Origin of the sequence: Corynebacterium antarcticum, from assembly GCF_016595285.2 — a bacterium.
Lineage (GTDB): Bacteria > Actinomycetota > Actinomycetes > Mycobacteriales > Mycobacteriaceae > Corynebacterium > Corynebacterium antarcticum.
The window spans coordinates 920,702-936,656 of the sequence record NZ_JAENIP020000001.1; the positions used below are offsets into that span (position 1 = coordinate 920,702).

Annotated in this window: 13 protein-coding genes; 4 read left to right on the forward strand and 9 right to left on the reverse strand. The window is 67.4% G+C overall.

What is annotated here, in order from left to right; genetic code table 11:
* Positions 1–166: 166 nt before the first annotated feature.
* From JIM95_RS03975 to JIM95_RS03985, 3 genes are all read left to right on the forward strand, one after another.
* Positions 167–2,131, forward strand: coding sequence for an ATP-dependent DNA helicase (locus JIM95_RS03975; RefSeq protein ID WP_200255770.1), 1,965 nt, complete (start codon positions 167–169; stop codon positions 2,129–2,131).
* Positions 2,128–3,558 (forward strand): class I adenylate-forming enzyme family protein, encoded by a 1,431-nt coding sequence (locus JIM95_RS03980; protein ID WP_200255772.1) that lies wholly within the window; start codon positions 2,128–2,130, stop codon positions 3,556–3,558. Before JIM95_RS03975 ends, JIM95_RS03980 begins: the two co-directional genes overlap by 4 nt.
* 88 nt (positions 3,559–3,646) lie before the next feature.
* Positions 3,647–4,201: a GNAT family N-acetyltransferase gene (locus JIM95_RS03985; RefSeq protein WP_200255774.1), complete on the forward strand. Its 555-nt coding sequence runs from the start codon at positions 3,647–3,649 to the stop codon at positions 4,199–4,201.
* A 51-nt stretch (positions 4,202–4,252) separates the two neighbouring features.
* On the opposite strand, the gene JIM95_RS03990 is transcribed toward JIM95_RS03985, so the two are convergent.
* From JIM95_RS03990 to nrdF, 7 genes are all read right to left on the reverse strand, one after another.
* Positions 4,253–4,699: a hypothetical protein gene (locus JIM95_RS03990; protein WP_200255775.1), complete on the reverse strand. Its 447-nt coding sequence runs from the start codon at positions 4,697–4,699 to the stop codon at positions 4,253–4,255.
* A 152-nt stretch (positions 4,700–4,851) separates the two neighbouring features.
* Positions 4,852–5,178, reverse strand: a complete 327-nt coding sequence (locus tag JIM95_RS03995) for a hypothetical protein (protein WP_200255776.1) — start codon at positions 5,176–5,178, stop codon at positions 4,852–4,854.
* On the reverse strand, positions 5,175–6,566 hold the full coding sequence (locus tag JIM95_RS04000; protein WP_200255777.1) for a vWA domain-containing protein: 1,392 nt from the start codon (positions 6,564–6,566) through the stop codon (positions 5,175–5,177). Before JIM95_RS04000 ends, JIM95_RS03995 begins: the two co-directional genes overlap by 4 nt.
* A gap of 212 nt (positions 6,567–6,778) precedes the next feature.
* Positions 6,779–7,597, reverse strand: coding sequence for a YwiC-like family protein (locus tag JIM95_RS04005; protein ID WP_200255778.1), 819 nt, complete (start codon positions 7,595–7,597; stop codon positions 6,779–6,781).
* A gap of 253 nt (positions 7,598–7,850) precedes the next feature.
* Entirely contained in the window at positions 7,851–9,092 is a 1,242-nt protein-coding gene (gene serB / locus JIM95_RS04010) for a phosphoserine phosphatase SerB (protein ID WP_200255814.1), read from the reverse strand.
* A 193-nt stretch (positions 9,093–9,285) separates the two neighbouring features.
* Positions 9,286–11,013: an aa3-type cytochrome oxidase subunit I gene (ctaD, locus tag JIM95_RS04015; RefSeq protein ID WP_200255779.1), complete on the reverse strand. Its 1,728-nt coding sequence runs from the start codon at positions 11,011–11,013 to the stop codon at positions 9,286–9,288.
* Between the two features lie 418 nt (positions 11,014–11,431).
* Entirely contained in the window at positions 11,432–12,445 is a 1,014-nt protein-coding gene (gene nrdF, locus JIM95_RS04020; protein ID WP_200255781.1) for a class 1b ribonucleoside-diphosphate reductase subunit beta, read from the reverse strand.
* A 781-nt stretch (positions 12,446–13,226) separates the two neighbouring features.
* Between nrdF and JIM95_RS04025 the strand changes: the two genes are divergently transcribed.
* A complete protein-coding gene (locus tag JIM95_RS04025; protein WP_200255782.1) occupies positions 13,227–13,730 on the forward strand; it encodes a ferritin in 504 nt (167 codons plus the stop codon).
* 71 nt (positions 13,731–13,801) lie between these two features.
* On the opposite strand, the gene JIM95_RS04030 is transcribed toward JIM95_RS04025, so the two are convergent.
* Positions 13,802–14,299, reverse strand: a complete 498-nt coding sequence (locus JIM95_RS04030) for a gluconokinase (RefSeq protein WP_200255815.1) — start codon at positions 14,297–14,299, stop codon at positions 13,802–13,804.
* Positions 14,300–14,372: 73 nt separating this feature from the next.
* A complete protein-coding gene (locus JIM95_RS04035; RefSeq protein WP_200255783.1) occupies positions 14,373–15,773 on the reverse strand; it encodes a GntP family permease in 1,401 nt (466 codons plus the stop codon).
* Positions 15,774–15,955: the final 182 nt, after the last annotated feature.

Consider the following 15,955-nt stretch of genomic DNA (forward strand, 5'->3'; position numbering starts at 1 on the left):
GGGGATCGTGCACCGTCGGTGCAGGCTGTCCCCGGCACGGCGCCGTGCCCCGGCCGGCCGGGGGTTAGACTGCAGGGCAGCCCATTCCACGCAGCCGCAACCAGCCCGGTTCCCGGCAGCTCCGGAAGTGCACCTCTGACTCATCGACCCCCTGCGGGAAGGATCCATGCCCGAAGCCGCACTCTCCCCCGACACCGGTCAGCTCCTCGGAACGGCGGTGTCCGCGATCGGTGGCATCACGCGCCCCGGCCAGGTCGCGATGCTGAACGCCGTGACGAAGGCCATGCGGGAGGAGAGGCACCTGGCGGTGCAGGCCGGCACCGGTACGGGTAAATCACTGGCGTACCTCATTCCGGCGCTGGCGCACGCGCAGGCCACGGGCACCACCGTGGTGGTGTCCACGGCGACGATCGCGCTGCAGCGGCAGCTGGTCGAGCGCGATCTCCCCCGCCTGGCGGACGCGCTGGAGCCGGTGATGGGCAGACGCCCCACCTTCGCGATCCTGAAGGGCCGCTCGAACTACCTGTGCCTGAACAAGATCAGCCAGCCGGAGGCCTCGGAGGAGGCGCTGATCGACGAGGCGGATCTCTCCTGGATGGGTCGGCACATCGTGCGGCTGAACGAGTGGGCGCAGGAGACGGAGAGCGGCGACCGGGATTCCCTGGATCCGGGTGTCCCCGATCTCGCCTGGAAGCAGGTGAGTGTCACGGCCCGGGAGTGCCTCGGGGCGAACCGCTGTCCGCACGGGGAGGACTGCTTCGCGGAGTCCGCCCGGAGGAAGGCCCAGGACGTCGACGTCGTGGTGACCAACCACGCGCTGCTCGCGATCGATGCCCTGTCGGAGGGAACGATCCTGCCCGAGCACGATGTCGTTGTCATCGATGAGGCCCACGAGCTGGACGGGCGGATCACCGCGGTGGCGACGGCGGAGATCTCCGGCCCGGCGTTGACCCTGCTGGCCAAGCGCTCGGGGAAGCTCGGCGCGGAGGGACGCGACGAGAAGGTCAGCGCACTCGCGGGCGACTGGGAGAAGCTGTCCGCCGCGATGCCCGAGGGCAGGTGGAACGTGATCGACCCATCCGCGACGTCACTGTTCACCGCGCTGCGTGACGCGTTGTGGTCGCTGCGGCAGTCGATCGCGCGGAGCCCCGACGGAGAGGTCGCCAACGATCCGACCACCGCGGCCGAACGCCAGTCCGTGGCGACGGCGCTGCAGGAGACGCACGACTCGATCGTCCGGGTGCTGGAGGTCTTCGCCACCGGAGACCCGGCGAAGCAGCAGGACGTGGTGTGGCTGAACCGGGACGACCGGCGTGGCGACACCCTCCGGGTCGCTCCGCTGTCCGTCGCGGGTCTCCTCGCCTCACGACTGTTCGCCGAGCAGACGGTGATCCTGACCTCCGCCACGTTGACGCTCGGCGGGCGTTTCGATGCGATGGCCGCCGCCTGGGGCCTCGCCCGCGGCTCCTACGACAGCCTCGACGCCGGCACCCCCTTCGACCCGGCGAAGGCCGCGATCCTCTACACCGCCCGCGATCTTCCCGATCCGGGCCGGGACGGGCTACCGGAGCAGACGCTCGACGAGATCGCGGAACTGATCACCGCCGCGGGCGGACGGACCCTGGGGCTGTTCTCCTCCCGGCGCGCCGCGGAACAGGCCACGCAGGCGATGCGGATGCGCCTGCCCTTCGACATCCTCTGCCAGGGTGACGACGGCACGGGCGCGCTGGTGGAGCGGTTCGCGAAGAGCGAGAACACCTGCCTGTTCGGCACCCTGTCGCTGTGGCAGGGCGTCGATGTCCCGGGACGCACGTGTTCGCTGGTCATCATCGACCGGATCCCCTTCCCCCGGCCCGACGATCCGCTGCTGCAGGCCCGGAAGGAGGCCGCGGACGCGGACGGGCGGAACGGGTTCATGGAGGTCGCCGCGAGCCACGCCGCGCTGCTCATGGCGCAGGGCGCCGGCCGGCTGCTGCGCCGCACCGACGATCGCGGGGTCGTCGCCGTGCTGGACAACCGCCTGGTGACCCGCCGCTACGGTTCCTTCCTGCTCAACTCGATGCCCCCGTTCTGGCACACCTCGGATCCGAAGGTCGTGCGCGGCGCCCTGGAGAGGCTGGTGGCCCGGTGATCTACCCGGACTGTTCCCTGCCCGGGCTCCTGTTCACCGATGATCTCCCAGATACCCCGGCGATCACGGATCCGCGGCGCACGGTGACGTACCGGCAGCTCGCCCGGGAGGTGGCGGCCGCGGCCGGCGCACTCGTGGACCGCGGTGTCCGCGCCGGTGACCGCGTCGCGGTGCAGGTGCCCAACGGGATCGGGTTCGCGGTCGCGTTCCATGCGGTGCTGTCGCTCGGTGCCACGGTCGTACCCGTCGGAGTGCAGGTCACACCGGAGGACCGGGAGTGGCAGATCCGGCGCTCGGGTGCCGTTCTGCTCATCGACGCCGACACCGCGGCGGAGCTGTGCACGGCGCGGGGCAGCGTGGTCCGGCCCCGCCCCGTGGACCCGGACTCCGTGGCGGTGCTCCCCTTCACCTCCGGGACGACGGCGCGACCCAAGGCGATCCGGTTGACCCACCGGAACATCGTGGCGAACACCATGCAGTTCGCCACGGTCCTGCCGCTGGAGGCGGGCGAGGCGTGCATGTCGGTGCTCCCGTTCACCCACGCCTACGGGATGACGTCCCTGCTCAACGCCCCGCTGCTACTGCGCGGCCACATCATCGCCGAGCCCTTCGACGCGGAACGCTTCCTGCGGGGCCACGGCGCGTACGGCGTCGTGCTCTCGTTCATCGCTCCCCCGCTCGGCCGGCTCATGGCGCGCCACCCGCTCGCCGCGGAGGTGGACTTCGGCGCGCTGCGCACCGTCATCAACGGAGCCGCCGCGTTGGACCCGGAGGTCGCCGCGGAGGTCCGGAAGCGGACCGGAGCACGGGTGATCCAGGGGTACGGGCTGACGGAAGCGTCACCGGTCACCCACCTCGCCGTCGACCCGGACTGCCCTCCCGACACGATCGGGCACCCGCTCCCGGACACCGCGGACCGCATCGTCGATCCGGTGACCGGTGCGGACGTCGACGCCGGTGCCGCGGGCGAGCTGTGGGTCCGCGGTCCGCAGATCATGGCCGGCTATCTGGATGACCCGGAGCGGACCGCGGACCGGTTCCGGGACGGTTGGCTGCGGACCGGGGACTGGGCGGAGCGCGACGCCGGCGGCGGGGTCCGCATCATCGACCGGATCGGCGACGTGATCAATTCGCGTGGTTTCCAGGTCTCCCCCTCCAGGCTGGAGCACATCGTCACCGCCCTCCCCGCGGTCACGGACTGCGTGGTCACCCGGGGATACACCACCGACGGCGACGAGTGCCCGGTGGCGTTCATCGTGGTGGCCGAGGACGCACGGATCGATCCCTGGGCCGTGATGGACCATGTCGCCGCACGGACCGCTCCCCACGAGCGGATCCGTGCGGTCGAGTTCGTTGACGCCCTTCCACGCTCGGCGGCGGGAAAGGTGCAGCGGCAGCTGCTCCCCACACTGCGGGTCGAGGTCTGAGCGCCGATCCACCGAGTCCCGGGCCGCCGGTGGATGCCCGCGGGAACACCGCCCGGCGCGTCTCCGTGCCCGTGGATAAGCTGTGGACATGGACGAGATGACCTGGCCCATTCCCCTCGACACCCTGAGCGACGGCGTGATCCGCCTGCGTCGCCCCTGCGCGGGGGACGTCGACGACGTCTACGACACCGCCGTCGATCCGCTCTCGGTGAACTTCACCTCCGTTCCCGGGAACTACACCCGCGACATGGCCGCCGAGTACCTCCGGTCCTGCGCGGACCACCCGGACCTGGTGTTCTGGGCCATCGAGCTGACCGGCGATCCCGGGCACTACGCCGGGAACATCTCGCTGCGGCTCACCGATGCGGCGGTCGGTTCGGTCTCGGTCAGCTACGCGACGGCCCCGTGGGCGCGGGGCCGCGGCATCATGCCCCGCGCGCTCGACCTCGTGGCCGATCACGCACTGGCGCACGGTACCCACCGCATCGAGCTGAGCACCATCGCCGACAACGTGCGCTCCAGGTCGGTCGCGGAGCGGTGCGGGTTCACCTTCGAGGGGATCAAGCGGCAGGCCGCCATCCACCGTGGCGGGTACGTCGACACCGCCCACTACTCCCTGCTGGCCGCCGACCGGGGACACTGATCCCTGTACCTTGCACCCGTGACTCCTCCACGGGGCGCGGTGCCGGTCGATCTACCTCGACCAGATGCCGTGCCGGAGGTTCAGCACCGCGGCCGCGATGGCCCAGACTGTCGCGTAGACCGGCCAGACGAACATGTAGTTGATGTCAGGCGCACCGAGGAACACCTGTGCGCAGCCGTAGCCGAAGGTGACCGCGGAACCACCCGCGAAGGCTATCGCCAACGCCCGGAGTGTTATGCCGAACTCGAACTCGTCCTGGTCCGTACACATGGCCGTCACCCCGCCGAGAACGATCAGGACGCCTGTGACGATGAGGATCAACGCGAGCTCGCGGGCGAACGGCGCGGAGCCCGTGACGACGACGAGTGCGAGCACCAGGAGCGCGAAGTACCCGGCCATCGACACGGCGAAGATGCGCTGTCCCTTTCGGAGCCGGTTCCACCAGCTCTGCGCCGGATGATTTCCGGTCTCCTCCCGGTCATCGCGGTACGCGTTCATCGTTCCTCGGCATTCTCTCTCGGCCCGGAGGCACCGGGGCGACCATCGGCGATTGTGTCGACGCACACCGACACTAGCCGCAGGCCCGGGGACCATCAAGCGGGTCCGGAACCCGCTCCCGGTCACCGGGATCACCCCGACCCCGGAGAGGATCAGTCGCACCCGCGCATGTGGAGCGCTTCACCGCGGAAGCCCACGGGATCGGTGGCGGGGGCAGACGTGACGAACAGGTTGAAGATCACCGCGTTGTCCGGCATCGGCCGGGCCTCCGTCTGTCCGTCGACGCTCAGCTGGAACACGATCGACCGGCCCCGGCTGTCGGTGCTCCAGACATTGTATTGACCGGGCCCGTTGATGAAGTTCGGTTCCTGCCAGCCCTGCAGATCCGGATACGCGGCACGCAGCTCGCCGGCGGTGTCCCCGATGGCGACACCGCGGTCGGTCGCCCACTCCCCGGGGAGGGGGCGCCGGGTGCTCACCACGGAAACGGTGATGATCTCCCCCTCCCGTGCGATGAAACCGACGTCCGGGGATTCCGGGAGCACTCCTTCCCAGCGGTAGCACTTTCCGGGACCGCCTTGGTCCGCGAAACCCCCGGACCGTCCAGTGTGCTCGCGCTCATCCCCAGTTTCAGGGGACCGTAGCCGTCGAAGCTGACCACCATCGTCTCCCGGGCCGGGGGAGCCTCGACCGGCGGTGTGCAGGCGCACAACTCGATCACGGTGATCGTCCCGGTTGTACCGCCGCCATCGCCCGTGAACGTGATCTTCCAGTACAACCCGCCACTGGCGGGATACCAGACCCGCCACAGATCGCCCCGGACACGCTCCCTCGCCACCGGATCGCCGAACAGTTCGGTGGCGCGCCGCAGCGGACTTCCCGCGCCGAGTCCGTCGACCGTCACCGAGTCACCGATCAGCGCGATGGCGATCAGCGCGCCCTCACCGTTGAAGTACCAGCGGCAGTTCCGCCACACGATCACCACCAGATCGCCATCGGGGGACCCCTCCGACAACGGCGGGAAATCAGCGTACTCCGCCCGGATGTCGGTGATCGCCGTCCCGAGCCCGATCCCGTAGACCCCCGAATCGCTCAACCGCTCACGCAGTGTCGTCGCCGAGCGCGCGGCGGACAACCTCGCGACCAACTGGGCGATGTTGTCCGCGGTGACGAACGTTCCCCCGCCGGCCCCGGCGATGTCGATCAGCTGCCGGTTGCTGGTCTTCAGGCCCACGGTATTCACCGTCACCTCGGGGTGCTCCGCCCGGATGCCACGGGCGATTTCGACCGGGTCGCCGGCCCCACAGGTGTCCTCCCCGTCCGACAGCAGCACGATCGTCGCCTCCCCGGTCGAGGGGAGCTGCCGTTCGGCCTGCTCGAGAGCCAGCTTCAACGGCGTGTAACCCCGGGCCCCGACATTCACGATCACGTCCCGCGCCTCGTCACGCTGCCCGGTGCCCAACGGAAAATGGGTCGTGACATCGGCGCAGGCCTTCGCCAGCCCCTCCGCGGACGCATCGCCCACACTGTCGGGGACGGTGTCACCGAACGTTATGAGCGACAGTGGGGTGTCGTCCTCCAGGACATCGAGCAACGCGAGGGACGCCTGCTCCGCGGCATCCAGCCTCGTCGCACCACCGGCGTCGTCCGTGAGCATGCTGCTCGAGGCGTCGTAGATCAGGATGACGGGAATACCCGCGGCATCTGTGGTCGTTTCGGAGGCCACCGTCGACGATCCGGTGGTGGGGGTGGACTCCACGGTGCCGGACGGCAGCGGATCGGTCCCGCCACAGGCGTTGACCAGCGGAACCGGGAGCACCAGGACACACGCCAACGCGGCCAACCGGGTGAAGCGAACAGAGGACATGAAGATTCCCACCTCCGGGATCAGAGCATCGCGGCCGGAGCAACAGGCCCTTCGACAGTCTCCGTCCGCCGGGCGGACGCCGGTTCTCCACACGAAGAACCGCTGAGTACCGGGACCTCCATCGAGCCTACGACTCTCACCAGCCGAAACAACCCCTCAATTTCCAGGGGGCACCCCTACCGGGAGGTGGCGCGGGACGATCGGCGGGGTGGCTACACCGCGCCCGGAGGCACCAACGCCGCGACAAGGACGAGAACGGTCACGGCCATCTCGCCGAATCCGACGGTGCGCGGGCGCCACGGCGTACCGCGGCGTGCGGCCTGCCAGGGCATCCACCAGGCGCGCAGGGCGACGACGAGGAACACCGGCACGGCGAGCCAGGTCACCAGTCCGGTCGCAGCGAGCACGGTCACCGCGATGGCGGCGGCGAGATGATAGGCCACGGAGCCGATGAACCAGGTCCGGTCCCCGCGTTTCCGGATCAGTGTCTTGACGTAGGGGATGGTGCCGCAGAAGTAGAGGGCGATCACCGCGGTGGACACCCACAGGCGCGTCGTCATGGGGTCACCGGCGGCCCAGGCGGTGACCGGGATCATCGCGCAGCTCGCGAGCACGGTGGACTCCCCGGACACGAGGGACCGGGGACGCCTGTTCCACGCCTCCCAGACCGCGACAGCGACGAGCGGCCCGAAGACCAGCGCGAAGATGAGGATCGTCGGTCTCATCGCGATTACCACGGCCGAGGCGATCACGCAGATGACGCCGTAGGTGACCAGGGGCGGGACGTAGCGCTGTTTGCGGGGGCCGCGGGCCTTCATCCAGAGACCGGCGGCGAAGAAGGCGAAGTAGCCGACGAACCAGGCCACGGCGAGCGGGAGGTGGATCAGTGCGGGTCGGGCGACGCTGATCCCCACCACCAGCGGGATGATCACCATCACCCACGCGCCGTGCTGGTCGGGGACCCAGCCGGCGTTGCCGCCCTTCTTCTTCGCGGGTTTCTTCTTCTCGGGGTGTGCGGAAGACTGGGTCATTTTGCTGCCGGTGTCCTTTCGGAAGTGGGACGACGTCGCGGTTCCCCGTTCCCCGGGATCCGCGGCGCTGCCCGTACCGTCCGCCGAACTGAACCCGGCACGAAAAAGAGGGTGTCGTCTCCCTGATCGTCCTCCGACGCGCGGAGGTCTGACTGCCGCGCCCGCCGCAGACGCGTGCCGGCACGGATACGGCCCCTGGCCCGGGGCCTGTGCCCATGGTATCCGGTGAGGCTCGCCTCATCCAGCCCGCCGGTCAGTGCAGCGGTACCCGGCGCAGTGAGCCGTCGGACAGTCCGGCCTCGTCGATCTCCTCGCGGGATATGCCCATGATGTGCAGGACCTCGTCCAGGAACGGATGGTTGACGGCCGCGTCGGCGACCTCACGGAGCGCGGGCTTCGCGTTGAACGCGATGCCGAGGCCGGCGGCGGACAGCATGTCGATGTCGTTGGCCCCGTCACCGACGGCGACGGTCTGGTGCAGGCCGAGGCCCGAATCGGCGGCGAACTCCGCGAGGAACTCGGCCTTCGCCGCGCGGTCGACGATCTTGCCGATGACGCGGCCGGTGAGTTTGCCGTCCGCGATCTCGAGGGTGTTGGCGCGGACGTAGTCGAGCTCGAGGTCCGCGGCGAGTCCCTCGAGCACCTGGATGAAACCTCCCGAAACGACCGCCGTCTTGTAACCCATGCGCTGCAGTGTGCGGATGGTCGTGCGGGCACCCGGGGTCAGGACGATGTCGCGGGCGACATCGTCGATGACGGAGGCGTCGAGTCCCGCCAGAACCGCGACACGCTCCCTGAGGGATTCCTCGAAGTCGATCTCCCCACGCATCGCGCGGGCCGTCACCTCGGCGACCTCCTCCTCCTTACCCGCGTGTGCCGCGAGCATCTCGATGACCTCACCGGTGATCAGCGTGGAGTCGCAGTCGAAGCAGATGAGGTTCTTCGCGTAGCGGACGAGCCCGGCCCGTTCGATGGCGATGTCGACGCCGATCTCCTGGGTCAGGGTCGCCAGGGCCTTACGGAGGGCGACACCGCCACCGGGCTTCGGATCGGCGACGGTGACCTTGAGTTCCAGGCCGGTGACGGGATAGTCCGAGATTCCCCGGATGGTGTCGATGTTCGCCCCGTAGTCGGCGAGGGTCTGGCCGATGCGGGAGATGTGTTGGGCGGTGACGGGATTGCCGAGGATGACGACCGCGTGCGTCGACAGAGCCCTGGTCGAGCGGAGCGAATCCTGAACCTCGACGGTGACGGTCTGTCCGTAGGAGCGGAGGGTCCCCGAGAGTCCCTCGGTGAGGACCTCCAGGTCGTCGGGGCTGCAGCCGACGAAGGCCGCGAGGTTCAGTCGACCCCGGAACAGTGACTGCTCGACGTCGAGCACCTGGACCCGGTGGGCGGCCAACACGCGGAAGAAGGCCGCGGAGACACCCGGACGGTCACGACCGACGACGGTCACGACCGCCGGGACGGACCCCGGGGGAAGGGTCACCGTGATGTCCTGGACGGCGGGGGCGGCGGTACGGGCGGTCTGGTTTGTCTGGCTCACGAGCCCATTGTTCCATGTCGCACGCCACGGAAAGACATCACCCCCGCGGGAACCTGGGTTCCTGCGGGGGTGATGGTGCGTATGTCATTCGGTGGTCAGACCTTTCGGTCGATCCAGTCTGACCGCTTCGTACCGGGTCGACCTACCTGGTCTTCTCCAGCACCGGCGAGTCACCGGCGGGGCGACCCACGTGTGCCTCCGCGCGCATGCGCTCAACCATGTGCGGGTAGTGCAGCTCGAACGCGGGGCGCTCGGACCGGATACGCGGCAGCGAGGTGAAGTTGTGGCGCGGGGGCGGGCAGCTGGTGGCCCACTCGAGGGAGTTTCCGTAGCCCCAGGGATCATCGACGGTGACGATCTCGCCGTAGCGCCAGGACTTGAACACGTTCCAGATGAACGGGATCACGGACAGACCCAGGATGAAGGCGAACACCGTGGAGATCTGGTTGTAGATGGTGAAGCCGTCGCTCTCGAGATAGTCGGCGTAGCGGCGCGGCATGCCCATGTTGCCCACCCAGTGCTGGATGAGGAAGGTGCCGTGGAAGCCGATGAACGTCAGCCAGAAGTGGATCTTGCCGAGGCGCTCGTTGAGCATCCGGCCCGTCATCTTCGGGAACCAGAAGTACACACCCGCGTAGGACGCGAACACGATGGTGCCGAACAGCGTGTAGTGGAAGTGGGCCACGACGAAGTACGTGTCGGAGATGTGGAAGTCCAGCGGCGGCGAGGCGAGCATGATGCCCGTCAGACCACCGAAGAGGAACGTCACCAGGAAGCCGAAGGCGAAGATCATCGGCGTCTCCCAGGTCATGTGTCCGCGCCACATCGTGCCCACCCAGTTGAAGAACTTCACGCCGGTGGGCACCGAGATGAGGAACGTCATGAAGGAGAAGAACGGCAGTAGGACAGCGCCGGTGACGAACATGTGGTGCGCCCAGACCGCCATGGAGAGGGCGGCGATGGACAGCGTCGCGAACACGAGGCCGGCGTAACCGAAGACGGGCTTGCGGGAGAACACCGGGATGACCTCGGAGATGATCCCGAAGAACGGCAACGCCAGGACGTAGACCTCCGGGTGACCGAAGAACCAGAAGAGGTGCTGCCAGAGGATGGCTCCGCCGTTGGCCGGATCGTAGATGTGGCCTCCGAGCTTACGGTCGTAGAGGACACCGAGTGCGGCTGCGGTGAGCATCGGGAAGATCATCAGGGCCAGGATCGAGGTGACGAAGATGGTCCAGGTGAAGACCGGGAGGCGGAACATGGTCATACCGGGTGCGCGGAGGCACAGGATGGTGGTGATCATGTTGACGGCCGACAGAATCGTACCGACACCGCCGGCGCCGACGCCGACGATCCACATGTCCGCCCCGATACCGGGCGAATGCGCGGCGTCGGACAGCGGCGAGTACATCGTCCAGCCGAAGTCGGCGGCGCCACCGGGGGTCGCGAAACCGGACAGCATGATGATTCCGCCACCGGTGGTCAGCCAGAAGCCGAACGCGTTGAGCCGCGGGAACGCGACGTCGGGCGCGCCGATCTGGAGCGGCATGACGAAGTTGGCGAAGCCCCAGACGACCGGGGTTCCGTACAGCAGCAGCATCACCGTGCCGTGCATGGTGAACAGCTGGTTGAACTGCTCGTTGGAGAAGATCTGCATTCCGGGGTAGAACAGCTCTGCGCGGATGAGCAGAGCCATGAAGCCACCCAGGAAGAAGAAGCTGAAGGACATCATGATGTACATGACGCCGAGAAGCTTGTGGTCCGTGGTGGTTAGCATCAACCAGGCAAGACTGCCCTTTCGACCGGTTCCCTTCGGAGCCGGCCGTGATGGAGCGACGACCTGGTCGCTCCGTTTCTCTACAGCGGTCATTTGGTTCCTCCTGACTACGCAGTGGCCCTGATCAGCCAGGACCACCTGTGTTTCACGCTGACTTGATAGTAAAGGATCGGTTCTGGCTGTTCCAGCCGCCCGGAGAGCACTATGCCCCAGCGCACACCGGTTTTATGGGGGTCGGTCCCGACCGTTTCCCGCGTCGTAGCCGGTGGGTGGCGTGCCAACCTCGCAGCCACGGAGCAGTCTGTGACTTCGGACACCTTTGTGACAGGTGTGATAAACCCTTCCTTTACCTCAGTTCGGAGGTGCTTTTTCACCCCCGCTCGGGTTAGAGCTAAAGGTGTAGGCACTCTTCCAAGGGTAGGAGGTTCCCCCCTCATATGGCACCACCCGACACAACGAAGGGGCCCCGCCACGGAGATCACTCGGTGGCGGGGCCCCTTCAGCGGACCGGTCAGAAGTCCCAGTCGTCGTCTTCCGTCGACTCCGCCTTACCTATGACATAGGAGGAACCCGAACCCGAGAAGAAGTCGTGGTTCTCGTCGGCGTTCGGGGAGAGCGCCGAGAGAATGGAGGGCGAGACCCGGCACTCGTCGGCCGGGAAGAGCGCCTCGTAGCCGAGGTTGTTGAGGGCCTTGTTGGCGTTGTACCGGAGGAAGCGCTTGACGTCCTCGGTCCACCCGAGATCGTCGTAGAGGTCCTCGGTGTAGCCGATCTCATTGTCGTAGAGGTCGTAGAGAAGATCGAAGGTGTACTCCTTCAGCTCGTCCCGCTCCGCCTGGGTGAGCTGCTCCTGCCCCTTCTGGTACTTGTAGCCGATGTAGTAGCCGTGGACGGCCTCGTCCCGGATGATGAGCCTGATGACGTCCGCCGTGTTGGTCAGCTTGGCGTGGCTCGACCAGTACATGGGGAGGTAGAACCCGGAATAGAAGAGGAAGGACTCGAGGAGGGTCGAGGCGACCTTCCGCTTCAGCGGATTGTCCCCCTCGTAGTAGGAGAGGATGATCCGGGCCTTCTTCTGCAGCGCCTCGTTCTCCTCGGACCACCGGAAGGCGTCGTTGATCTCCTGGGTCGACGCCAGCGTCATGAATATAGAGGAGTAGCTCTTGGCGTGGACCGATTCCATGAATGCGATGTTCGTGTACACCGCCTCCTCGTGCGGGGTGAGCGCATCCGGGATCAGCGAGACCGCGCCGACCGTGCCCTGGATCGTGTCCAGCATCGTCAGTCCGGTGAACACCCGCATGGTGGTCTGCTGCTCGAGCGCATTGAGGGTGTTCCAGCTCTTGATGTCGTTGGACAGCGGTACCTTCTCGGGCAACCAGAAGTTGCCGACCAACCGGTCCCAGACCTCGAGGTCCTTGTCGTCGGGGATCGTGTTCCAGTTGATCGCGGCGATCGGGCAGGGACGGGCCTCGGGATGCTTCTCTCGGTGCGCCGGTGTGGAGGGGGGACAGTCCTGGGCCATGTGCATTCCTTTGCTGACGGATCTTCTTCTCTGCCGGCGCAACACGGACACACCGCACCACGGGGCCTCCGGGGACACAATCGCGACAGCCTGGCCCGACAGTTCGGTGGTACGACATCCGCGATACCGGTTCCGGATCGACCATACCGCTTCGGGGACCCCGTACGCGACACCAGGGAGAGACAACATCGTGCGCGAAACCCACACCACCCCGCAGACCCCGCGCTCCCACCGCCCCCACGCAGACGGAAGTGAGCAGGAGGATCCGCTGACGACCTCCCGCCCCGACACCACCCGGACCACACGCGGTCGCGCTTCGACGCCCCGAGACACACAACCCCTCCGGCAGCGCCGCACGCCCAGCGGATCGGCGCCCCCTGTCCGGGCCCACAGGACCCGCCCAGACCCTTTTCACCCGGACCAAAAGTGTGATTTACAACACGTAGGGTGCCCTGACCTGCGAGTTTCCAGGATCTGCAACAGCACCGCCTCACACGTTCCACCGCGCGCGTAAGATCGTCGCGAACGTCGAGGATGCCCGGCATCAGAATTGCTATGGTATAACCTCCGACACCCTCGGTACGCAGGCCGTTTATACGGGAGGCAAAGTGACGAACATCTCCTCAAAACCCCCCTGTCTGGGGTACCCTAACGGAACTGACGGAGCCATCTTCCGGGCGTGAGTCCGGTGCCAAACTAAGCCATACCAAACCCAAAAATACGAGTTAAGCTGGGCTTTACTTACATGCGAAGCCTGAGGGAGTGCCTTACCATGAGAAACATGAAAATCAACACGAAGCTTGAAACGGAAATGAACAAACAGGTCACCGCCGAGCTGGAGGCCGCGATGACCTACCTCCAGCTGTCCTACCTCCTGGACAGCCTCGGACTCACCGGGATGCGGGACTGGATGAAGGCCCAGTCCGAGGAGGAGATGGTCCACGCACAGCGCTTCGCCGACCACATGCTGGACCGCGACTGCGTCCCGACCGTCGGTGTCATCAGCGCCCCGGACCTGAAGATCGGTTCCGCCGCCGACGCCTTCGAGGCCGCGCTGAAGCACGAGCAGAAGGTCTCCGGGATGATCCGCGACCTCACCCGCCTCGCCGCCGAGGAGGGCGACCTCGACTCCCGTCCGCTGCTCGACTCCTTCCTCGCCGAGCAGGTCGAGGAAGAGGCGACCTGCAAGGAGATCCTCGACCGCCTGCGCCTCGCGGGCAACGACGGATCGGGAGTCCTCCGCATCGACGCCGAACTGGGCCAGCGCACCGGCGACACCCTCTGATCCGGATCCGTCCGACGGGAATCGGGCCCGGCCACCACACGGTGGCCGGGCCCGATTCCTCATGTGTGCGGCTAGGCCCCGGGGTTGCGGACACGCCCCGTGGCCCGGCGAATCACGGCGACGACGTCCTCGACCGGGGCCGAATTCTCGATCGTGAGCCCCGGCTCCCCCTCAGACAACGGTTCGAGGGTCTCCAGCTGCGATTTCAGCAGGGCCGATGTCATGAAGTGTCCCGTCCGCGCGTCCAGACGTCGTCTCGTGAGTTCGGGATCGACGGTGAGGTGGACGAACCAGACGGCCCCCTCCGCTTCGGAGAGGACCTCCCGGTAGGGCCGCCGGAGGGCCGAGCAGGCGACGACGGTCGACGCCCCTGATGCCGCACGCCGGGACATCCAGTCCCGCACCGCGACAAGCCACGGACGCCGGTCCGCGTCGTCGAGCGGTTGACCGGACATCATCTTCCTGATGTTCTCCCCGGTGTGGAAGTCGTCGGCGTCGACCATCTCGAGACCGCAGGCGTCCGCGTATGTGCGGGCCACCGTGGTCTTTCCGCACCCCGACACCCCCATCACGACGACGTGGTCCGGGGGGCGGATTCCCGTGCGGTCCACCTGCCCGGAGCGGTCCGGCGTGGCTGCGTCCCTAAACAAGGTGCCCCCCGATCAGATACACGACGACCGCGCAACCGAACCCGATCACGGCGATGAGCGTCTGGTTGACGGTCCAGGTCCGCAGCGTGGTCGCGGGGTCCATTCCCATGAGTCGACCGACCAACCAGAACCCGGAATCGTTGACGTGCGACGCCGCCACGGACCCCGCCGCGGTCGCCAGCACGATCGCCGCGAGCTGCACGCCGGAGAGACCGGCCGCGGCCACGGCGGGTGCCATGAGAGCCGCTGCGGTGGTCAGAGCGACCGTGGCCGACCCCTGGGCGACCCGGAGAGCCAGGGCGGCGAGGAACACCGCGAGGATCAGCGGGACGCCGAGATCCCCGAGCGTCTCCGCCAGAGCATCCCCGATTCCGGTCGCCCGGAGAACACCACCGAACATGCCGCCGGCACCGGTCACGAGAATCACCGAGGCGACCGGGGCCAGCGCGCCGTCGAACACCCGCTCAACAGCCTCCCGTTCCATGCCCCTCAGGACCCCCAGCACGACCGCGGCGACGAGGGTCGTGATCAGCAGAGCGACCGGTGTGGAACCGAGGAAACGCAGGGTCTGCACCCACAACGCCTGCGGGTCGACCCAGCCTTCCGTACCCGCCATGTCAAGACCGGTGTTCCCGAAGATGAGGAGGAGCGGCAGCACCAGGATCGCGAGCACCGTACCGGTGCCGGCCGGTTTACCGGGCATCGCGCCGTCAGGGGTCGCCGGTCCTCCGGTCAGGAGATCGGGAACGGGGATCGGGAATCGCCTGCCGCAGTGCAGGCCCCACCTGTAGCTCGAGAGATACCAGACGGGGAACACGACGATGAGTCCGATCAGCAGGACGAGACCGAGATCCGCATCATAGAGCTCCGCGGCCGCGATGGGCCCCGGGTGCGGGGGCAGGAACACGTGCATGACGCTGAAGGCGCCGGCCGCGGGGATCCCGTACCTCAAGACCGGTTCCCCCAACCGACGGGCGACGGCGAACACGACGGGGAGCATGACGATCAGGCCCGCGTCGAAGAAGATCGGGAACCCCATGATCAGGGAGGCGATGCCGAGGGCCAGTGGCGCGCGGGCGTCCCCGAAGGAACGGGTCAGCGATTCGGCCAGGCTGCGGGCTCCCCCAGAGGTCTCGACGAGGCGTCCGAGCATGGCGCCCAGGCCGACGAGCAGCGCCACCCCGGCGAGGGTCTTCCCGAACCCCTCCGTCATGGTGGGCAGCACGGCGGCCACGGGCAGACCGGCTGCGAGCGCGGTTCCCGCCGAAACGAGTACCAGGACCAGGAAGGCGTGCATCTTCAGCCTGATCACGAGGAAGAGGATGACCGCGATCGCCGCCGCCGCGATCCCAAGAAGCGGCGCGGTGCCCATTGTCTGCTGCCAGGTGTCCATCAGAACTCTCCATCTTCCTAGCGCCTGTCGAATACGTCACACGAGGCGGTTTTTCCGCCTCAAGTCTCCCTCAACTCTCGGATGTCGGGCAGAAAAACACAAGAATTAATAGCATCATTCCCGAAAGATCCCCCCTTTCGGGGCTGTAAAAAAAACAGGTGACCTGCACAAGTCCACCGACC